Annotated in this window: 15 protein-coding genes; 9 read left to right on the top strand and 6 right to left on the bottom strand. The window is 68.0% G+C overall.

Features of this window, described 5'->3' with window-relative positions; all coding sequences use genetic code 11:
- Positions 1 to 106: 106 nt before the first annotated feature.
- Positions 107 to 3,112 carry a DNRLRE domain-containing protein gene (locus ACFVGY_RS19280; protein WP_385678612.1) on the bottom strand — a complete coding sequence of 1,002 codons (3,006 nt, stop codon included), beginning with the start codon at positions 3,110 to 3,112 and terminating at the stop codon, positions 107 to 109.
- A gap of 688 nt (positions 3,113 to 3,800) precedes the next feature.
- On the opposite strand from ACFVGY_RS19280, the gene ACFVGY_RS19275 reads away from it, so the two are divergent.
- From ACFVGY_RS19275 to ACFVGY_RS19265, 3 genes are read left to right on the top strand one after another with little or no spacing between them, the layout of a single operon-like run.
- Positions 3,801 to 11,063 carry a ricin-type beta-trefoil lectin domain protein gene (locus tag ACFVGY_RS19275; protein WP_385678609.1) on the top strand — a complete coding sequence of 2,421 codons (7,263 nt, stop codon included), beginning with the start codon at positions 3,801 to 3,803 and terminating at the stop codon, positions 11,061 to 11,063.
- Entirely contained in the window at positions 11,060 to 11,338 is a 279-nt protein-coding gene (locus tag ACFVGY_RS19270; protein WP_385678606.1) for a DUF6959 family protein, read from the top strand. Before ACFVGY_RS19275 ends, ACFVGY_RS19270 begins: the two co-directional genes overlap by 4 nt.
- 4 nt (positions 11,339 to 11,342) lie before the next feature.
- Positions 11,343 to 11,510, top strand: a complete 168-nt coding sequence (locus tag ACFVGY_RS19265; protein ID WP_385678604.1) for a hypothetical protein — start codon at positions 11,343 to 11,345, stop codon at positions 11,508 to 11,510.
- 191 nt (positions 11,511 to 11,701) lie between these two features.
- Here ACFVGY_RS19265 and ACFVGY_RS19260 read toward each other — a convergent pair whose 3' ends face one another.
- On the bottom strand, positions 11,702 to 12,076 hold the full coding sequence (locus ACFVGY_RS19260; protein ID WP_385678602.1) for a protease inhibitor I9 family protein: 375 nt from the start codon (positions 12,074 to 12,076) through the stop codon (positions 11,702 to 11,704).
- Positions 12,077 to 12,451: 375 nt separating this feature from the next.
- Here ACFVGY_RS19260 and ACFVGY_RS19255 point away from each other — a divergent pair, with 375 nt between their 5' ends.
- The gene (locus ACFVGY_RS19255; protein WP_385678599.1) at positions 12,452 to 13,645 is read left to right on the top strand and encodes a S8 family serine peptidase; all 1,194 of its coding nucleotides are present in this window, start codon (positions 12,452 to 12,454) and stop codon (positions 13,643 to 13,645) included.
- Here the strand turns inward: ACFVGY_RS19255 and ACFVGY_RS19250 are convergent.
- A complete protein-coding gene (locus ACFVGY_RS19250; RefSeq protein WP_385678597.1) occupies positions 13,639 to 14,046 on the bottom strand; it encodes an ATP-binding protein in 408 nt (135 codons plus the stop codon). The two genes, ACFVGY_RS19255 and ACFVGY_RS19250, sit on opposite strands and share 7 nt — an antisense overlap.
- 143 nt (positions 14,047 to 14,189) lie before the next feature.
- Here ACFVGY_RS19250 and ACFVGY_RS19245 point away from each other — a divergent pair, with 143 nt between their 5' ends.
- From ACFVGY_RS19245 to ACFVGY_RS19235, 3 genes are all read left to right on the top strand, one after another.
- Entirely contained in the window at positions 14,190 to 14,987 is a 798-nt protein-coding gene (locus tag ACFVGY_RS19245; protein ID WP_385678594.1) for a hypothetical protein, read from the top strand.
- Positions 14,988 to 15,101: 114 nt separating this feature from the next.
- Positions 15,102 to 15,896, top strand: a complete 795-nt coding sequence (locus tag ACFVGY_RS19240) for a helix-turn-helix domain-containing protein (RefSeq protein ID WP_385678592.1) — start codon at positions 15,102 to 15,104, stop codon at positions 15,894 to 15,896.
- Positions 15,893 to 16,135: a DUF397 domain-containing protein gene (locus tag ACFVGY_RS19235; protein WP_385678589.1), complete on the top strand. Its 243-nt coding sequence runs from the start codon at positions 15,893 to 15,895 to the stop codon at positions 16,133 to 16,135. Before ACFVGY_RS19240 ends, ACFVGY_RS19235 begins: the two co-directional genes overlap by 4 nt.
- Here ACFVGY_RS19235 and ACFVGY_RS19230 read toward each other — a convergent pair.
- Complete coding sequence (locus ACFVGY_RS19230) at positions 16,128 to 16,475, bottom strand: hypothetical protein (RefSeq protein WP_385678586.1); 348 nt, start codon at positions 16,473 to 16,475, stop codon at positions 16,128 to 16,130. The genes ACFVGY_RS19235 and ACFVGY_RS19230 overlap by 8 nt on opposite strands.
- Before the next feature lie 122 nt (positions 16,476 to 16,597).
- Complete coding sequence (locus tag ACFVGY_RS19225) at positions 16,598 to 17,083, bottom strand: macro domain-containing protein (RefSeq protein ID WP_385678584.1); 486 nt, start codon at positions 17,081 to 17,083, stop codon at positions 16,598 to 16,600.
- Between the two features lie 496 nt (positions 17,084 to 17,579).
- Between ACFVGY_RS19225 and ACFVGY_RS19220 the strand changes: the two genes are divergently transcribed.
- Positions 17,580 to 18,188, top strand: coding sequence for a hypothetical protein (locus ACFVGY_RS19220; protein ID WP_385678581.1), 609 nt, complete (start codon positions 17,580 to 17,582; stop codon positions 18,186 to 18,188).
- Positions 18,189 to 18,196: 8 nt separating this feature from the next.
- Here the strand turns inward: ACFVGY_RS19220 and ACFVGY_RS19215 are convergent, their stop codons facing one another.
- Positions 18,197 to 18,427: a hypothetical protein gene (locus tag ACFVGY_RS19215; RefSeq protein WP_360624797.1), complete on the bottom strand. Its 231-nt coding sequence runs from the start codon at positions 18,425 to 18,427 to the stop codon at positions 18,197 to 18,199.
- 413 nt (positions 18,428 to 18,840) lie between these two features.
- Between ACFVGY_RS19215 and ACFVGY_RS19210 the strand changes: the two genes are divergently transcribed.
- On the top strand, positions 18,841 to 20,052 hold the full coding sequence (locus tag ACFVGY_RS19210) for a pyridoxal phosphate-dependent aminotransferase (RefSeq protein ID WP_385678578.1): 1,212 nt from the start codon (positions 18,841 to 18,843) through the stop codon (positions 20,050 to 20,052).
- Positions 20,053 to 20,199: the final 147 nt, after the last annotated feature.

Raw genomic sequence — 20,199 nt, 5'->3', positions numbered from 1 at the left:
GGGGTGGTGGCGGCGCGGGGGGGGCGCATCACGCCCGCGGGCGGCCGGCGGGGTGTTTGGCGGGGCCCGCCCGCCGTGTGGGTGCATGGTGCGGTGGCTGGGTTGGTTATCCGATGGTGAGGAAGCTGTTCCAGCCGTCTTCGTCGCGGCCGATGGCGCCGCCTACGACGGTGGCGCCTCCTGCGTAGAGGTACTGGTGGCCGGTCGCGGCGTTCACGCCCCAGATGTCGGGGATCCCGTCGCCGTTCGCGTCGGGTGTGCCGAGGACCAGGGGGAAGGCGGTCCTGCCCCAGCCCTTGGTGGCGTAGGTGATGTCGGTGCCGCCGTCGGAGTTGGCCGCGGACTGCAGCGAGGCGATGTCGGCTCCGCCGTTGGCGCCGGGCTTGCCCTTGCGCAGGGCGAGGGTGCGGTCGGCGTTGGAGTTGTCGCGGAACAGCAGGTCGGGAACCTTGTCGCCGGAGACGTCGCGGACTCCGACGATGTCGCGGGCGGCCCAGCCCGCGGCCAGCTTGCGGTAGGAGGAGAAGCTGGAACCGGTGTAGCCGGAGAAGAACCAGAATCCGTCGTCGTCGAGTGCGAACATGTCCCCGAGCCCGTCGCCGTCGACGTCTTCGGTCACGACGATCTGCCGGAGCGCGGCAGGGTTGGGGGCGCTGAGCGGGAGGATCATTTCGGTGCGGCGGCCGACGTCGAACTGGCCGGTGCCGGTGCCCGGGTAGAGGTACATCTTCCCGTCGGGCATCCGGGCGATCAGGTCGGTGATGCCGTCGCCGGGGAACCAGTCGGTGGAGTGCCCGATCAGCGCGGGCTTGCCGGTGGCAGGGTCCTTCCAGTAGCCGTTGGCGACGGGCTTGCCGTTCTCGACGGCACCGGGGATGTAGGCGTCGGTGTCGCCCTGCCGGTCGCCTGCGTAGGTGCGCAGGTTTCCTGCCGCGTCGATGGCGAGGAGGTCCGGGAAGCCGTCGCCGGTGACGTCGCCGGGCTTGTCGATGCCTGCCCGCGGTCGGACGTAGAAGAGGTACTCGGTCGGAGTCGAGACGTTCCCGGCCTTGTTGACCGCGCGGACGTAGAGCATGTTGGGGCCCGCGATGTCGGCCTGCACCTTGAGTTGCGCGAGGTCGTTGTCGGCGGGGACGGCCTTCTGGTCGTAGAGGGGGCGGTTCAGGCTCCACTGGTACTCGCGGATGTCCGCGGCCGGCGTGCCGTTTCCGCGGACCTCGATGACCTGGTCCTTCGTGCCTGCCGGGTTGACGCTCCACTCGGTGGCGTCGGGGCCGGGCGCGGGGAAGTGGGCGGAGCTGACGGCGGGAGAGGCCGGGGCTGTGTGGTCGACGGTGAAGGTGCACCAACCGCCGCCTCCGGAGTCCAGGGGGCCGCTGCCGGGCGAGCCCCATCCGTCCCAGTCGTAGGTGCGCGAGAGCCAGTAGTACTTCCTGCCCGAGGTGAACTTGTCCCAGGGAACTTCCCGGGTGACCACGCCGTCGCTGTCGGGGGAGAGCCATTCGTTGTGTACGTGCTGGCCGCTGGCCGCGTCCCACACCTCGATCTGGACACCCTTGAGGTTGCCGTCGCGGTCCGTGCCCTTGACCTGGAAGGTCACGTTCGTCTTGCCGATGCTCGCCCCGTTCTCGTTGGTGAGGCAGGCGCCGCCGGGTGAGGTGCTCATGTTCGCGGCGACCGGGGTGTCGGGCGGGGTGTTGTAGACGATCTCGATGTACGGAGCGGTCTCACCGTTGGCGATGAACTTCTTCCAGTAGTACGAGTCCGACTCGTTCGGTGCCTTGAAACCCAGCGAGAGCGCGCTCCAGCGGCCGTTGGCCGCCTCCTTGACCAGGCCCGTGATGTCGGGCGCGACCCAGTTGTCCGGGCAGGAGCTGTTGTATCCGTAGCCCGCGGTCTCGGTGGCGACCTTCTTGCCCCACCAGTCCGTCGTGTTGTTCCACGTGCTCGACGACGTCACGTACGGCGTCGAGTAGATGTCCATGGCCTTGCGGTCGCACGACCACGAGTACGTCTGCAGGGCGCGGACACTGGCCGAGCGGATGCCGGCCCCGTGGAGCTCACTGCCGAAGTCGAAGTTGAAAACGGACCGCGACGTGCCGCCAGTGGTGGATTCGTATCCCACCCGGGCTTCGTTCGTGCCGCTCGCGTTGTAGTTCTGGCCGTTGTAGAAGCTGGAGCTGCCGGCCGTCTCGTAGAGCAGCGACCAGGCCTGCTTGTGTCCCTTGAAGGAGGGGTCCACGAACACGGGATAGACGGTGTCGGCAGCGTTGAGGAGCGTGGAGTCCGACCTCAGCGACAGGGTTCCGTTGGCGAAGGACGCCTTGGCCATCGCGAGGTGGGCGCCCTCGGCCCCGGCGATGCCCGGCAGGCCGAGCGTCGGATGCTCCTTTGCGGCCTGGCCGGGCTTCACGTCGGGGACACCATCGGTGGCGGCGACCTTGCCGGACGAGTCCCACATCAGGGGGGAGGGCGAGCCGGCTATCTCCTCACCCTTGGCGTTGCGGGCGCTGAGGGCGCCCGATTCCGGGTCCAGCTGGAACGTCAGGTCGGGCGAGGTCAGCCGGGTGTTCAGCTCCTGCAGCATCGGGTCGGAGGCGGCTTGCCTGTCCTTGACCACCAGCAATTGCGAGTAGCCGCCGTCCTGGGCGGTCATCAGCAAGTCGATGCCGGGCCGGATGTTCTCGTACAGCGCCCTGGGCCCGTCGACCACCGGCGCCGGCAGTGCACCGGGCCAGCTGACGACCATCTCGTGACCGTTCGTGTTGAGGCGGACCAGCTCGCTCCACACCTGCCCCGGCGCATCCGCAGTCACAGCAGCACGCGCCGTACTGCGCGAGGCCCGCCCCTCGCCCCCGCCCTGACTTGCGGAACCGGCGCTGAAGACGACCCGGCCGTTGACCGCCTTGGCTGCATAGCCTCCATCCACCCGCTCCAGACGGGTGTCGACCGGCTTCCACTGGCCGCCCACGTACGCGCGGACCGCGGCACTGGAGACACGCTTCTTGAACGTGCCGTCGGGCAGCGCCCAGGTGGTGGTGTTGGCGCTGCGCTCAGCGGTGACCTCCACCTCTTTGCCGCTCGCTGCCGCCGACTTCCGAGCTTCGGGCACGGCGACCGCCCTGCCGCCCGCGTCGCCGTCCGGTGAAGTTGTGGGCTTCTGCCCCCCCCCCCCCGCCCAGCTGCACGCCGACGGGGACCGCCACCGCCACGGCGAGCAGAGCCGCCAGTCCGCCCATGGTCTTCCGCCGTCTGTACCAACGCCGGGTCGGGGCAAGGCCCCGTGCAACCGCTTCGGCTGTCGGGGGACTTTCGTCCACGGGATCGCTCACAGCCATGGTTCTTTCACTCCCCCCTCGGGCGCGTGCCTCCGCAGCCCTCGGTGCTCACTGATGGTTGGGCGTCGCCCCGCGGCGTGAGCGGCCCACCTGCCGCTCGCTCCCCACGCGATGGACGTGCGAGCTGAGCATGAGCCATCCGAAGCTGATCGTCACTCCCCGATAGCGCACAGCAGTGCCCCATTTTTGGGGCTTTCAGGAAATCCATCCCGTTATTTGCTGATGATAAAGTGATTAAGGCCACATGCAGATATTGAATGGTGGCTTTTTCGGCTTCTGGGACCAGAGAATCGGCTGACCATTTGTCAGTATCCTGCCGCGCGTGCGCTCTTGCCGTGACGGCAGAGCGTGGGGGGTTCCAACATATCGCCGTTTTCGGCGGACAGTTTTCGCCTGCCCGGAAACAGACGGGCTCGCGCTCTGCGCGCGCGCCTGGCCGGGCGCACCGGCATCACCGTATCCGTGGTGCTAGTCGCATCTCTTCTGCCCGTTCAGGCCTGGGCGGCACCACCGGGCGACCGCACAGGCGTCCAGTTGCCGGGCCTTCAAGAAGACCTCAAGGCCAAGCTCGACAAGGTCGAGGCGGCCAAGCTCGAAGGTTGGGCCGGAGCACCGGCTCAACCACCGGCCGGGTACGAGCCCGCGAAGGTCACGCCGCCGGCCGCAGGCACGGTGAACGTTGCCCTGAGCGGGGACCAGCTCGTCCAGGCCGGCTCGCTGCCGGTCAGCATCGGCAAGGCTTCGCCGACCGAGAGCAACCCGGCGCCGCCGGCTCCGTCGGGTACCTGGTCGGTGGCGGTCGAGACCCGCACCGCGACCGAAGCGGCGAACGTCGACGGCGCACTCATCAAGGTCACACCGCCGGCGGCCGGCGCCACCCCCGTGGACGTCCAGCTGGACTACAAGCAGTTCAAGGACCTGTTCGGCACCGAGTGGTCCTCCCGCCTGGAGCTCAAGATGCTCCCGGCGTGCTTCCTGACCACCCCGGACCTTCCCGAGTGCTCCGCGACCAAGGCCGTACCCAGCAGGAACGATCCGGCGACGGGTACCGTCCGCGCGACCGTCGACCCGGCCACCGCACCGGGCCAGGGCATGCGCACGATGGCGGTCGGGGGCGGCGGGCCGATGGTCCTGGCCGCCTCCGACGGCGCCTCTGGCGCGGGCGGCACGTACAAGGCCACGTCGCTGTCCTCGTCCGGCCGGTGGACGGCGGGCAGCAGCGGTGGCGGTTTCGGATGGTCGTATCCGCTGACCGTGCCGGCTCCGCCAGCAGGCCCGGCTCCAAAGATCGCCTTCTCGTATTCCTCCCAGGCGGTCGACGGCAAGACCTCCGTCGCCAACGGTCAGGCATCGTGGGTCGGTGACGGCTGGGACTACACCCCAGGATTCATCGAACGCCGCTACCGGCCGTGCGATGACGACCTCAAGGCGAACCCGTCCCGGCCCAACAACGACAACACCACCGACAAGAAGAAGAGCGACCTCTGCTGGGCCGGCGATAGCGTGGCCATGTCGCTGGGTGGGGGATCGACCGAGCTCGTCCGGGACTCCGCCAGCGGTCAGTGGATCCCTGCTGTCGATGACGGCTCCAGAGTCGAACGCAAGACGGACAGCACCGTCGCCAACGGCGCGAAGGACGGTGAATACTGGGTCGTCACCACGCGTGACGGAACCAGGTACTTCTTCGGCCGACACGACCTCGATGGGCCTGGGAGCCGAGGTGTGACGAACTCGGTCTTCACCACGCCAGTGTTCGGCAACCACCCCGGTGAACCTTGCTACCAGGCCTCCTTCGCGGAGTCTTCCTGTGACCAGGGATGGCGATGGAACCTCGACTACGTCGAAGACATCCATGGCAACGCGATGGTCATCGACTGGGCCAAGGAGGTCAACCACTACGCCAAGAACGAGAAGTTCAAAGCCAAGGTCCCGTACGTCCGTGGCGGATACCCCACGCAGATCACCTATGGACTGCGTGCCGGTGCCCTGGGAGGTGCTCCGGCCGGCAAGGTCGAGTTCACCGTCTCTGAGCGTTGCATCAAGGAAGGCACCACAGATTGCTCCGATGCGGCGTTCGACGCCAACAACTACGGTGACAAGCAGCCTTGGTGGGACACCCCCTCCACGCTCTACTGCAAGCCGAGCGCCAAGGACTGCTACACCGCCTCACCGACCTTTTGGACCCGCAAGCGGCTGACCTCGGTCACCACCTACGCCCAGCGCACCGAGGGCTCGACCGCGCTCTCCCTGGTGGATCGCTGGACGCTCCAACAATCGTTCCCCAAGCAGCGTACCGACACCCACCCTCCGCTGTGGCTGGAGTCCATCACCCGCACCGGCTACGGAACCGCCAAGGACAGTGCCGGCAACCAGCTGAGCACCTCGCTCCCACCGGTGTCCTTCCTCGCGAACGTCAAGGACATGCCCAACCGAGTCGCGACCAGCGCCACCGACGCGACTCCTGACTTCGACCGCCTCCGTGTGGAAACCATCCGCACCGAGACGGGCGGCGAGATATCCGTCGCCTACTCCTCGCCGTGTCCGGTCGGCGCCACGCACCCGAAGCCCGAGGAGAACACCACCCGCTGCTATCCGGTCCACTGGTCCCCGGACCGTGGTTTGGAGAAGCCCCCGCTGGAGTGGTTCAACAAGTACGTCGTCGACAAGGTGACCGAGAAGGATCGCGTCGCACGCCAGCCTGACGTCACCACCACCTACACCTACGAGGGCAACGCCGCCTGGGCCAAGGACACCGACGAGTTCACCCGGCCTGAGCTGCGTACCTACAGCCAGTGGCGCGGCTACGGAAGCGTGGTAACGAAGCAAGGCGTCACGTCCAACGTGGGTAAGGCCGACGCGACGGAAGAGTCGCAGAAGCGTGTCCGCTACTTCCGCGGTATGTCCGGCGATGCAGGCCGCCCGAAGATCACGCTGAAGGACTCCACCGGGACCGAGGACCTTGGCGAGGATCTACCGCAGTTCCAGGGCATGGCCGCAGAGTCGATCACCTACACGAAGGCGGACGGCAGCGTCACCTCCCGCGCGCTGACATGGCCCTGGAGTCAGAAGACCGCATCCCGTCCACGAGAAGGCAACACCCCACTGGAGGCCTACCGCCAAGGGCCGTCCCGGTCCGACGAGATCCAGGTCATCAGCGGCGGAAAGTCCCGAATGGTCCGCACGCTCCGGACCTACGAGGCCGACTACGGACTCATCACTGCCACACAGGTCGATGCTCTGACACACAACGGAAGCAGTTGGTCCACCGGCGAACAGACCTGTACGACAACCAGCTACGTCCACAACACCGACAAGTACCTGATCGGCCTGCCCCAGCGCGCCCGCATAACCGCCGGTGACTGTGCACACAGCCCAACGGCGACGGTCCTCAGCGACACCCGAACCTCATACGACGCCCTCAACGCCTTTGGCGCGGCGCCTGTGAAGGGTCTCGTCCACCAAGCCGACACCGTTGACAGCGCAGGTACGGGGTGGGTGACGTCGGCGCGCATCGAGTACGACGCTCTGGGACGATCCGTCAAGGTCTACGACGCTGCGGGCAACCCCACGTCGTCTTCGTTCAGTCCCGCCACGGGAACCGCCTTCTCCGTCACCGTGACCAACGTCCTTGGCCACACCGCTACCACCAAGACGGATCCGGGCCGCGGCAGCGCGCTGGAGGCGAAGGACACCAACGGCCGCAAGGTCACGACCGCCTACGACAACCTCGGGCGCTCAGCTGCTGTCTGGACACCTTCACAGAATCCCGGCAAGGACAAGGCCGCCTACACCTTCACGTACCAGATCACGGAGCACGAGCCCCCTGCTGTCACCAGCAGCGTCCTCCAGGACGACGGCACCTACACGCAGACCGTCGCGATCTACGACGGGCTGCTGCGCCCGCGCCAGAGCCAGCGCGAGGCCCTGGGCGGCGGAAGGCTGATCACCGACACCCTCTACAGCGCCAACGGCTCGGTACGCCGGTCCAACAACGGCTACTACGCCGAGGGCACGCCATCGAAGAAGATCTTCGTTCCGGAAAGTGTCTTCGCGGTTCCCAACTCCACCGAGGTGGCCTACGACGGCCTGGGCCGGGCCGTCCGGTCCACCACCCGTCATGCGGACGTACCCCAGTACTCCTCCACGGTGGAGTACGGCGGAGACTTCACCCTCACCCGCTCGGCAATGTCCGTGGACGGCACGACCCCTCTCAAGGGCAGCAGCGCGTCCAAGACCTGGACCGACCCGTTGGGGCGCACCTCGGCCGTCGAGCACGCCACTTCCACGGACCTGACGACCTGGAACCGCACCTCGTACACCTACGACCTCCGCAACAAGCTCAGCCAGGTCACCGACGCGGCAGGCAACAGCTGGAGGTACGGCTACGACGCGCGAGGCCGCAAGACCTACTCCGAGGACCCGGACACCGGACGTTCGGAGTTCGGCTACAACAACCTCGACCAGCAGATCTGGGCGAAGGACTCCAGCGGCCGCATCCAGCACACGAACTACGACGCCCTCGGCCGGATGACCGAGCTGCGTGACAATGCGGCCGACGGTCCGCTCGTCGCCTCCTACACCTTCGACTCCCTGCCCGGCGCCAAGGGGCAAGCCGTTTCGTCCACCAGGTACGAGGGCGGAGCGGCGTACAAGAGCGAGGTCACCGGCTACGACGCCGAGTACCGGCCCACCGGATCCAAGATCACGATCCCCGACGTGCCGGCGACGAAGGGCCTGGCCGGCACCTACGCCTCCAGCACCACCTACACTCCGACCGGCAAGGTCCAGTCGACCACCCTGCCGGCCACCCCAGGTGGCCTGGCGGCGGAGAAGCTGATCACCCGCTACGACGCCGACGGCATGCCGCAGAGCCTTTCGGGCCTTGCCTGGTACACCGCCGACATCAAGTACAGCCCCTACGGCAACGTCCTGCGCACCGCGTCGGGCAACGCACCCAATCGGGTCTGGACCACCATCCACTACAACCCGAACACCGGGCAGGTCACCAACCGGATCAGCGACCGCGAGACCGCACCCAACCGCATCAGCGATGTCTCCTACGCCTACGATCCGGCCGGGAACATCACGGCCATGGCCGACGAACAGCCGGGCGGCCGAACCGATCGCCAGTGCTTCGCGTACGACCCGATGGGCCAGCTGACCAAGGCCTGGACCGGCAAGACCACGGCCTGCACCGGCCCCAGCCTCGCCGACGTCACCCCCGGCCCGGACGGTGACGGCTTCTGGCAGGAATACCAGTTCGATGCCATCGGCAACCGCACCAAGCTCATCAACCGCGACCTGACCAACAGCGCGCTGGACGACGAGACCACCTACACCTACGGCGTCGCCATCGCCGGCGGCGCCCAGCCGCCGGTCAAGACCCAGCCCCACGCACTCGCGAAGGCCGAGAAGACCACCCGCGACCCGGGCTCCACTGTCGTCTCGCTCTCCACTTACGAGTACGACGCTTCCGGCAACACGAAGTCCCGGCGCATCGGCGGCGACGCCCAGACCCTGAACTGGGACCGCCGGGGCAAGCTCACCTCGGCCACGAGTCCCGGCATCGGAGCCGTCTCCCTCATCGGAGCGTCGGGCAAGTGCGTGGATGTCGAAGGCGCAGGCACCGCCGACGGCACTCCCGTTCAGATATATCCCTGCAACACGACCAAAGCGCAGCAGTGGCGCCTGACCGACAACACGGTCCGGGCCCTGGACAAGTGCCTCACCACCAGCGGCAGCAAGCTGGTCCTGGCTACCTGTGACGGCAGCGACAAGCAGAAGTTCGTCTACCGCGCCAGCGACAAGTCGCTGAACAACCCGGCGACCAACCAGTGCGTCGGCGTCCCCGACAACGCCGCCGACGGCGGTGACCTCCAGCTGGGGTCCTGCGACTCGACCGGACCCCAGCAGTTCACCTTCGACACCACGACCACCTACATCTACGACGCATCGGGCAACCGCCTCATCGAGGAAACCGGCAGCTCCCGCACCCTCTATCTGGGTGACACCGAGGTCACCGTCAACAAGGCCGGTCAGGCCCTCGACGCCGTCCGTTACTACAGCGGCCCCAACAACACCACTGTCCGGCGCACTGGAGGCAAGCCGCACAACCACCAGCTCAGCGTCCAGCTCGCCGACCACCACGGCACCGCGACGGCCACCATCGACCAAAGCGCCGGCCAGACGGTCACCCGCCGCAAGTCCGACCCGTACGGCAACCCCCGTGGCACCCAGCCCGGCAGCTGGCCCGGTAACCGCGGCTTCCTCGGCACCGGGGTCGACGACGCCAACACCGGCCTCACCCACATCGGCGCCCGCGAATACGACTCGGCCACAGGGCGCTTCATTTCCGTCGACCCCGTCATCGACATCACCAACCCGACGCAGATGAACGGGTACGCCTACTCCAGCAACAACCCGATCAACCTCAGCGACCCGACGGGCCTGATCGAAACCGACTGCCTGAACGGCCACTGCGGAGGGCACTACAATCCCCGCGACGACGTCCTTCCAGTCGATCACGAAGACCGGCCTCGGCCGATCTGGGGCGACTACAACAGCTCCAGGACGAAGCCCGCGCCAAGGCGTTGGAAGCCTGCGCCTTCGGAGCCCCTGATGCAGGGCCCGAAGGGAAAGACTGTCGTCCTCCCTAAGCAAAACACTCAAGAATTCTTCGAGATTTACCGCACTGAATATCGCAAACGGGCAGACGGGCTCGGCGATCTGACAGAGGCACAAGACTGGCGGATCAAGGCCTCCGCATTGCTCAGCGCATGCGAGCAAATGAAGAAGAAGGGCTGCAACCCCGAGGACTACCTCGGAGATCACCTGCAGGGCGCTGCGGAGGACGTCGGCCTCTACGAGGGGGGCGGCACGGCACCCCCGGGAGGTCTCCTTTCGACTGCTGGCGGAAAACCTGGAAACGCAGGGAAGGTCGCCGGCTCCGGCTGCAAAAACAGTTTCACGGCAGGTACCGAAGTCCTTCTCGCAGACGGAACCAGCAAGCCGATCGATGAATTGGCCACCGGGGACGAGATCACGGCCACCGACCCCGAAACCGGGGAAACGTTGGCAAAAACGGTGACCGCCACGATCTTCACCGCGGAAGATAAGAAGTACGTCGACGTCAGCATCCAGACCGCCGACGGCATCAAAACCATCACCACAACTGATCATCACCCCTTCTGGTCTGAATCTGATCGAACCTGGAAGGATGCGGGAGACCTCAGGCCGGGCACCACCCTTCGCACTGACGAAGGGAGCACCGTAGCCGTCGCCCAGGTCCGCACCTATCAGGCCAACAACGAGACCTACAACCTCACCGTCGCCGACTTCCACACGTACTATGTACTGGCGGGGGCAACTCCCGTCCTGGTCCATAACTGTGGCCCAACTGTGGCAAACGGCGCAGTTTTGGAGGGGTTGACGATATCTGAAATCAAGCGAATTCAGAATGCTGCAGACAGTCGTGGCGTAACGATCTCGGTAGTTGGAAGTCGGGCCAAGGGGCCTCGGTCCGCTACCAACCCTGATGGCTACCATGCTGAATCGGACTGGGACTATGTGATCACTGGAATAAACAGCCGAACGAAAAGTAGGATTTCGAGTTCGCTCCCGACAGCAGACGTGTCCCTGGGTAGAGGGAGGCGCCAAGATATCTTCACTGGGCCTCTCGTCGATACAGAGCCGCACATTACGTTCCACCCTCGGAGGGCTCAGTGAATCAGCACGAAGCCATCGGCCCTATACTGGCAGTCTCTGGGAACTACGCCGTGATTCAGATCCCGAGCAGAAACTCACCTGCAGTAGCAATCCAGGGGGATTCGCTGAAAATCCTCCAGGAAACCGTGAAGGAATTGACCGACTATCTAGCTGCCGGCGACCTCGAAGAGGCCCGGTTTCCGTTGAATGAGATCACCGACACTATTTCGGAGATGATCTCGACGTACGAGGATGCCGCACGGGAACTCGGCTTCAAGCTTCCCTACCATCCATAGGCGGTTGGTGCAGATCCTCGATTTCGCTGTGGAGTTCTTCTCCGTCGGCCACTCCGTGGCGATGGGCAAGCCTGGGCGGATCGAGTTTGCCGGAATGACTGATGAAATCTACGTGACGCCATCTGGGGAGTCGGTCAAGATCAGCTCCAAGTACACGGAAGGGGTTGAGTAGGTGACACAGCAGCAGTTCATTCAAGCAGGGCGCCCATTCTGACGAAGGTACTGACTGACCTGGCGGCAAAGTATCCGGAACTCAAGAGCAACCGAGGAATCAAGAAGGCAGGAGCCTGGGTGGACATGACCATCTGAGGCCTTCGCCAGTGGAAACCGGGGTAGCTCCGTGCCGACCGTAGCGTCGTTGGGCTACCCGTCTGCCGAGGCGGTGGCGTCCTCCTCGATCGATTCGACGTCCGGCATCGATGCGAGGGATTCAAGCTGGTCCGGGTCGAGGCGGGCGGCGAAGCCGTTCAGGGTGTCGCGGTAGATGTGGAGCGGGTGGACGCCCTCTACCCGCTCCGCCACGGCGGCCGGATCGAGGGAACGGTCGACGGTGACGATGTACGTGGGCCAGTCGGCCGCCGGGGCGGCAGGGACCGTACGCATCTCGCGGATCTCGCGGACTTCGCGGGCTGCGGGGCCCGCCGGGGCGCCGGCGGTGGCGGGCAGGGCGGTGGCGGCTACGGCGGCCAGGGCGGCGGCGAACGCCGCCGGGAGGGCACGCCCGAGGCTGGTGCGCATGGGGCGAGGCGATCACGCCCGGCCGGTCCGGGTCAACGACGTCCCGCGGCGCGGCGGCGGTCTCCGGGAGCACACACCGGAGTGCGCCCCGGGCCGCGGCACCGCCGTACGGGTGGATTCACCGCCCGCCCCGGAACCCCGCGGGCAGGAGCCGGACGGCGACAAGACCCGCCGCAGGCATGGCGAATCGTTTCCCTGGCCCGCACGCCCCCGTTGTCCCGCCTCCACCCCGCCCCTCGGCCGAACGGAGCGGGCCGTTCAAGTCGGGCCCGCGCAGCCACCGATGCAGGGAAGGGCAGCGCGCCCGACGCCGTGTCCGGCGGGGCCGCGGCCCGCTCGTGACGGCCTTCCGAACACCCCCAGGAGCCCCCGCCCATGCGCCTGCTCGCGCCCTTGTCGACCGCCGCTGCCGCCCTGCTCGCCCTGGCCCCCGCCACGGTCGGCGGCACGGCCACCGCCGACACCCCCGAGCCCGTCCCCGCACCACTGCACACCTCCGCGAACGCCATCCCCGGCCAGTACATCGTCTCCCTCGACAAGACCGCCGACCCGGCAGCGGTCGCCGCGGTGGCGGGCGTGAAGCCGTCGTTCACGTACTCCAAGACGATGCGCGGATTCGCCGCGCCGCTGACCGCCTCCCAGCTCAAGGCGATCCGGGTGCTGCCGGGCGTGACCTCCGTGGAGGAGGACGCGGCCCTGACCGCCCCGCCCGTCCCGGCCGCCACCGCGCCCGCGCCCCGGGTCGCGGCCACCTCCTGGGGGCTGGACCGCATCGACCAGGAACAGCTGCCGTTGGACAACGCGTTCACCGTCCAGGGCAACGGCGCCGGCGCGACCGCGTACATCCTCGACACCGGCATCGACTTCGCGCACAGCGAGTTCGGGGGCCGTGCCAAGGCCGGCTTCGACGCCGTCGGCGACGGCCGGGGCGGCCTGGACTGCCACGGCCACGGCACGCACGTCGCGGGCACGGTCGGCGGCCGTACGTACGGGGTGGCCCCGAAGGTGAACCTGGTCAGCGTCCGGGTCCTCGGCTGCGACGGCAAGGGCTCGTACTCCGGGATCATCGCGGCCCTCGACTGGGTCGCGGAGAACGCCAAGCAGCCCGCCGTCCTCAACGGCTCCCTGGGCGGCGGGCGGTCCACCGCCGTCAACGCCGCGGCCGACGCGCTCTTCGACGCGGGCGTCCTCCCCGTCTTCGCGGCCGGCAACGAGGCGCAGGACGCCTGCAACGTCTCCCCCGCCTCCGCGGCGCGCGCGGTGACGGTGGCGGCGACCGACCGCTCCGACCGGGAGACGGACTTCTCCAACTTCGGCCAGTGCGTGGACCTCTTCGCACCCGGCGAGGAGATCGTCTCCGCCCGCCTGTCCGGCGGCAGCGTGGCCCTGGACGGCACCTCGATGGCCGCCCCGCACGTCACGGGCGTCGCCGCCCTCTACAAGGCGGCGCACCCCGACGAGACCCCGGCCCAGGTGGCCGGCTTCCTGGAGCAGCGGTCGACGAAGGACATCCTGACCCGCCTCAGCTACAACACCCCCAACCGGCTCCTCAACACCGCAGGCTACTGACTCCCGCCCCCGGTGGGCAGCTCGAACCACACCACCTTGCCGATGCCGCAGTCCCGCGGGTACGCGCCCCACTCGGCGGCCAGCGCGGCGACGATCGCGAGCCCGCGCCCGGCCTCGTCCTCGGGCGCGGCGTCGCGGGGCGCGGGCAGGGACCGGTCCGCGTCGAGGAACTCCACCCGCAGCCGCTCGCCGCACCACCCGCCCCGCATCCACACCTCGCGCCCGACGGGCACCCGGGCGTGCCGGCAGGCGTTCGTCATCAGCTCGCTGACGAGCAGCACGGCGGTCTCCACCGTGTCCTCGGGGAGCTTCCACTCCCGGACCTGCTGGGTGAACAGGGCCCGCGCCAGGCGGACGCTGCGGGGGCTCCGGACGAAGCGGTACTCGAAGGTGTGGTCCATGATCCGCACCCTCCCGCCCTGCCCGCGTCCCGACGAGACACGGCCCCGGAGACGGGAGCCGTGTACCCCCGCGGTACCCGGCCCCGATACGGGCCTCGCGCTCCCGAATGGCCGGCCGAGCCGGGGGCGGGCAGGCTGGAAGGGTGCGCGCCGAGGCAAACAGCAAGGCCGTCAACCCCCTGTCCGCGTTCCTGGAGAACCCGGTCGTGGGGATGTCGCCGTGGATCCTGTTCTCCCTGCTGGTCGGCCCCGGGCGGTTCGAGCTCGCGGTCGGGCTCTCCCTGGCCGCAGCGGTCGTCGTCGTCATCCTCGGCCGCGTGGTCAACCGGGGCAGCTCGTGGAAGCTGCTCGAACTGGCCGACGTGGTGTTCTTCGCCCTGATGACCGTCATCGGGGTCCTGGCGAGCGAGGGCACGCTCGACTGGCTGGAGACGTACGCGGGCGAGGTCGCGAACTTCACCCTCGCCACGATCGCGTTCGGCTCGATGGTCGTACGGATGCCGTTCACGCTCCAGTACGCCCGCGAACAGACCGACCCGGCCATCTGGCACACGCCCGCCTTCCTCCGGACCAACTACATGATCACGGGGGTATGGGGCCTGGCCTTCCTGGTGGCCGGCCTGTCCGGGCTCATCGGCGACCTGATCCTGCGCAGCCCGGACAACATGTGGACCAACTGGATCATCCCGATCCTGGCGATCGTCGCCGCCCTCCGGTTCACCGCTTGGTACCCGGACGTCGTACGCGCCCGCGCCGCCCGCGAGGAGAAGGGCCTGGGCCGCGAACCCCCGAACCGCGCCTCACTGCTGCTCCCGGTCGCCGGCCTCCTCGTACCGGTCGGGATCGCGGTCCTGGTCTTCGACGCCAACGTGTGGTGGCTGGGCGTTGCCCTGATCGTCATCGGCGGCGTCCTGACGAAGGCGCTCCACGCACGGAGTTGAGTCCTCCTGCAGCCCTTCGGCCAACTTGACACTCGATCGTGTGATCGACGGTCCGGGGTCTCCCCGCCCGGGTATGGGCCGGGCGAGCAACGGCAGGCCGAGGGGCGGGGCACGATGAGCGAGGCATGGCGGTACGGCGGCAACCAGATCAAGCTGTGGCGCACGGAAGCGCGCAAATCCCGCGAAGAACTGGCCGAGGAGGCCGGCTACGCCGCGGAGTACGTGAAGTCGATGGAACAGGGCCGCCGCCGCCCGACCCTCCACCTGCTCCAGATCGCGGACTCGATGTTCGGCGCCGGAGGCAAACTGGCGGCCGGCGCCGACTACATGAAGCCCGATCCGTACCCGAATCTGGTCCCTGAGTTCATGGCCACCGAGGCCGATTGCCTCGCTCTCCACTCATACGAGCCGCTGTTCATTCCCGGCCTGCTGCAATCCGAGGGGTACATGCGGGCCCTCATGAGCCAGGCCTGCCCACCGGCAGATGACGAAACGATTGAAGAGCGGGTGCGATTTCGCCTTGCCCGACAAGCAGCAATGGCCCGCCGCGTGACGACTCACTACGGGTTCATCATCTACGAAGCTGCTCTGCGAACGGGTGTCGGCGGTCCGGAAGTCATGCGCCGACAGTTGTACCACCTGATCGAACGGGCCGACGCGCGCAACGTTGCCGTGCAAGTGCTGCCACAGGGGCGCGCTTCTGCTCCTGCTCTTCGAGGATCACTGATCCTTCTGGAGACCCCGGAGCACCAGACATGGGCATGGTGCGAAGGGCAGAGCACGAGTGCGATGCACACGTCTCCAGAGAAGGTCAGCGAGTTGAGTCTGTCGCATGGGGTGATTCGCGCGGATGCCCTCAGCGCCACGGACTCAGCCGAGTTCATCAAGCGCGTGGCGGAGGAACTGTGAGCAGCAATCGACTGGCGTGGTTCAAGTCGAGCTACAGCGACGAAGTAGGCAGCAACTGCATAGAGGTGGCACTGAACTGGCACAAGTCGACGTATAGCAACGAAGAGGGCGGAATCTGCGTCGAGGTGGCGGCCTGCCCCCACACCGTCCACGTCCGTGACTCCAAGCTCGGCGAGGGCGGGCCAACGTTCGCCGTCCCCGCCGAGGCCTGGCGGGCGTTCCTGGACCGGATCAGCTGAAGACGACGGACCGCAGCTTCAGCCGCTCGGAGCCGCGTCCGGTGATCGGCCGCAAGGTGAACCAGTCGCCCTCGCAGTCCGGCTCGGTGAAGACCGTCGCCGTGGAGGTGGTGCGGTTGCGCGGCGTGTGGGCGGGGCTGCTGGCACCCGGGTCGGCCACCTCGGGCAGGGTGAAGCACTCACCGCTCACCGGGTTCTCCAGGACGCCCACCTGCGGGCTGCCGTCGAGGCCGGAGTAGACGTACGTGAACTCGCCCGTGGCGGCGACGGCGGACGTGGGGATCGTCAGGACAAGGGCCAGTGCACCGAACGCTGCGACGGCGGCATTGCGAAGACGCATGGAAGGGTTCCCTTCACAAGGAGCAACAACGTGCAGGAACCACCTTTCCGGTGCCTCGTACCGCAGGTCACTGCCTGGCCGCGCCGAATCGTTCCGCCCTCGCCCGAACGGCTCAGTGGGCGTCAACCCCGGTCGTACACGGTCACCGCCACGCCCCGCGCCGACAGCGCCTGCACGACCATCGGCTCGACGCGGGACCACTTGCCGCCCGCCAGCCCGCAGCCGATCCGCGGCATGTGGACCGAGGCGCCCAGCTCGACGGCGTGGTCGGCAAGGGCGACCAGGCAGCGTTCCAGGGCGTCGTAGCGGATCGGGACGCCCGCGCTGCCGGTGCGTATGCCGCGCTGGCCGACCATGTTGGCGACCCAGGTGTCGTCCTTGACCCGGACCAGCCGGACCGCGCCCAGCCCGAAGTCGTTCTTCGCCCGGCCGCGGTGCCAGGCCCGGAAGTCTGCCTCGGGCTCCGGCCAGCGCTTCGACAGGGCCAGGACGAAGCCCTTGCCCCAGCCGCCGATGTCGTTGCAGACGTGCGCGATGATCTTCGGCCCCTTGGCCTGCGGACTCGTCGCGTCCCCGGCAATGATCCTCAGCGGTGTCAGCGGCGTCATGCCCCCACCGTAAGCGGGACCACCGACAACGCCGCCACCTACCGAAACCTGCCCCCCGCAAACCTCTTCAGGGCCACATAGGCCGGGCCGGGCCCCGGTGCGGGGGCGGCTCTGGTGGTCGTCCCGGCCGCACGACGCCCCGGCAACGCGCAGCCCGCCCCTGCTGCTCTGACGGGGCCGTTCCTGCCTCTCGTGCCCCCTGGCCATCCTTCGGGGGCTTCCCGGCAGTCTGTTGGCATTCCGGGGCGGGTCGGCCTGTCAAGGGTGGCCGAAGGCCATCGCGCAAGCGACGCGACGACGAAGGAGGAGCGCCCTTTTCAGGCCGGCCCGAACCGGAAGGACAATGGGCTGCCGGGAAACCCCGGACACCCCACCGCCCCCCCGACGGGCATCCCGCCCCCCACGCCTCCGCCCCCACCTCGCCCCACCCCACCCCAAATCAGAGGTATTTCGGCCTGGGGAGGATTTGAGAGGCCCCTCTGATTCACTGAGGCACATGGGGATCAAGGAATTCATCACACAGACGCGACGGCTGGCGGCACACGAGGGGCGGTGGATGACGAGCCTCGGGCTGTGGATGGTTCGGCGCTCGCACGGGGTCGGAGAAGCGGACATCGCCGTCGGGTACGCACGCGCTCAGGCGGCGATGGCGTACGGGATGGTCTTCGTGTTCGTGGTCGAGACGGTCGGGGTGTCCTTCTTGCTCGCCGAGTATCCGGACATCCACCTGGTCATGCTGGTCCTCGACCTCTACACGGTGCTCATGGTCTTGGGGCTGCACGCCGCCGCCGTCACACGCCCACACGTCGTGGGGCCGGGCGAGCTGCGGATACGGCGCGGTGCACGGCTCGATCTGCGGATACCTCTGGAACGGATCGCGTCCGCCCGTTACGACCTCCGCTTCCCAGACGCGAACAAGTCCGAGGACGGTGTGCTGGACGTGGCCATCGCGTCGCAGACCTCGATCACCATCGAGCTGACCCAACCAGTCACCGTCGTGAGTCTGTTGGGGCGACGCACGGAGGTTCACACCGTCCGCTGCCACGCCGACGAACCTCAAGCCGCCATCGCAGCGATCAAGAAGCTGCTGCCGGTGGACCGCTGACAGGATCGTCAGAGGTACTCGCGGGCGAACTCCACCGCCCATTCCACCGCCGCTATCGGGACGCTGCCGGACGCCGGGTCGAGGGCGAGGCGGGCGTCCTCCCAGCCGCGGCCGTGCTCGCGGTAGATCGCGAAACGCCCGTCCACGAAGGTCCCGGGACCGCGGCCCAGCCGGTGCGGCCGTACCAGGAACTCGATCGCCCGGTCGTCGCCGTCCGTACCCACCGTCGTGATCGTCATGTCGCCGACCGAGAAATCCACCGCTCCGCCTCTCTACCTCTCCGCCCCGCCGTGCCGCACGCACGCACGCACGCCCGCACGCCCCCCCGCCCCGGACGACCAGCCTCCGCCACCACGCCGCCGGGGCGCATGAGCCCGCGTACTCAGCTGGCGTACTCAGCCAGCGCACCCAGCCAAGGCACTCGGCCGGCACGCCCGGCGCGCCCCACCCCTCGGTAAGTGACGAGCGCAACACCGCTACCCCGCCCCCAGGCACAGCCCTACGGATTCCGTAGGTGGAGCAGCATCCCGACCCGCGTTTCCAAGGGTGGACCGCACCGACACCCACCCATCACGGAAAACCGGCATTTCGGCCATCCTCCTGCGGGATGAATTCCTCCGCCACCCACCCCCCAGCCCCGTAAGCTCCAGATATGCAGGTGATCCAGTCAACGAAGCTCGCCAATGTCTGCTACGAGATCCGCGGCCCCGTCCTCGAAGAGGCGATGCGGCTCGAAGCAGCAGGTCATCGCATCCTCAAGCTCAACACCGGCAACCCCGCGGCCTTCGGCTTCGAGTGCCCGCCGGAGATCCTTGAGGACATGCTCCGCAACCTGGGCAGCGCCCACGGCTACGGGGACGCGAAGGGGCTGCTCTCGGCGCGCCGCGCGGTGGTGCAGCACTACCAGACCAAGGGCATCGAGCTGGACGTCGAGGACATCTACCTCGGCAACGGCGTCTCCGAGCTGATCCAGATGGCGATGCAGGCGCTGCTCGACGACGGCGACGAGGTGCTCGTCCCCGCCCCGGACTACCCGCTGTGGACGGCCGCCGTGTCGCTGGCCGGCGGCACCGCCGTGCACTACCGCTGCGACGAGCAGTCCGACTGGATGCCGGACCTGGCCGACATCGAGCGCAAGGTCACCGACCGCACCCGCGCGATCGTCATCATCAACCCGAACAACCCGACCGGCGCCGTCTACGACGACGAGATGCTGCGGGGCCTCACCGACATCGCGCGCCGCCACAACCTGATCGTCTGCTCGGACGAGATCTACGACCGGATCCTGTACGACGGCGCCACGCACACCAACACCGCCGCGATCGCCCCGGACCTGCTGACCCTCACCTTCAACGGGCTCTCCAAGAACTACCGCGTCGCCGGCTACCGCGCCGGCTGGATGGCGGTCTGCGGCCCGAAGAAGCACGCCGCGTCCTACATCGAGGGCCTGACGATCCTGGCCAACATGCGCCTGTGCGCGAACATGCCCTCGCAGCACGCCGTGGCGACGGCCCTGGGCGGCCGGCAGTCCATCGAGGACCTGGTGCTGCCCGGCGGCCGGCTGCTGGAGCAGCGGGACACCGCGTACGACCTGCTCACCCAGATCCCCGGCATCACCTGCGTGAAGCCGAAGGGGGCGCTGTACCTGTTCCCGAAGCTCGACCCGGCCGTCTACAAGATCAAGGACGACCGGCAGATGGTCCTGGACCTGCTGCGGGCCGAGAAGATCATGGTGGTGCACGGTACGGGCTTCAACTGGACCGAGCCGGACCACTTCCGCATCGTGACCCTGCCGAACGCGACGGACCTCGCGGACGCGGTGACGCGGATCGGCAACTTCCTGGACGGGTACGGCCAGCCGTAACCGCACCGCGCCCACTGCTCGCCGCACCGCACCGCACCTCACCGACGGGGGGGGGGGGGGGGCGGGGCCCCCCCCCCCCCCCCGGGGGGCCCCCCCGCCCCCCCCCCCCCGCCGCGCGGGGCGCCCCAAAAATAAAAAAAGAAAAAA

This window comes from Streptomyces sp. NPDC127106 (assembly GCF_042677605.1).
Classification (GTDB): domain Bacteria; phylum Actinomycetota; class Actinomycetes; order Streptomycetales; family Streptomycetaceae; genus Streptomyces.
Note: the sequence above shows the minus strand (reverse complement) of the source record. Positions and strands in the feature narration are given on the sequence as shown.

What these genes read in the sequence shown, in the direction of transcription:
- ACFVGY_RS19260 (WP_385678602.1), bottom strand. Translation starts at nt 12,076, where the DNA reads ATGCGCACCAGCCTCGGGCGTGCCCTCCCGGCGGCGTTCGCCGCCGCC.
- ACFVGY_RS19255 (WP_385678599.1), top strand. Translation starts at nt 12,452, where the DNA reads ATGCGCCTGCTCGCGCCCTTGTCGACCGCCGCTGCCGCCCTGCTCGCC.
- ACFVGY_RS19250 (WP_385678597.1), bottom strand. Translation starts at nt 14,046, where the DNA reads ATGGACCACACCTTCGAGTACCGCTTCGTCCGGAGCCCCCGCAGCGTC.
- ACFVGY_RS19240 (WP_385678592.1), top strand. Translation starts at nt 15,102, where the DNA reads ATGAGCGAGGCATGGCGGTACGGCGGCAACCAGATCAAGCTGTGGCGC.
- ACFVGY_RS19230 (WP_385678586.1), bottom strand. Translation starts at nt 16,475, where the DNA reads ATGCGTCTTCGCAATGCCGCCGTCGCAGCGTTCGGTGCACTGGCCCTT.
- ACFVGY_RS19225 (WP_385678584.1), bottom strand. Translation starts at nt 17,083, where the DNA reads ATGACGCCGCTGACACCGCTGAGGATCATTGCCGGGGACGCGACGAGT.
- ACFVGY_RS19220 (WP_385678581.1), top strand. Translation starts at nt 17,580, where the DNA reads ATGGGGATCAAGGAATTCATCACACAGACGCGACGGCTGGCGGCACAC.
- ACFVGY_RS19215 (WP_360624797.1), bottom strand. Translation starts at nt 18,427, where the DNA reads ATGACGATCACGACGGTGGGTACGGACGGCGACGACCGGGCGATCGAG.
- ACFVGY_RS19210 (WP_385678578.1), top strand. Translation starts at nt 18,841, where the DNA reads ATGCAGGTGATCCAGTCAACGAAGCTCGCCAATGTCTGCTACGAGATC.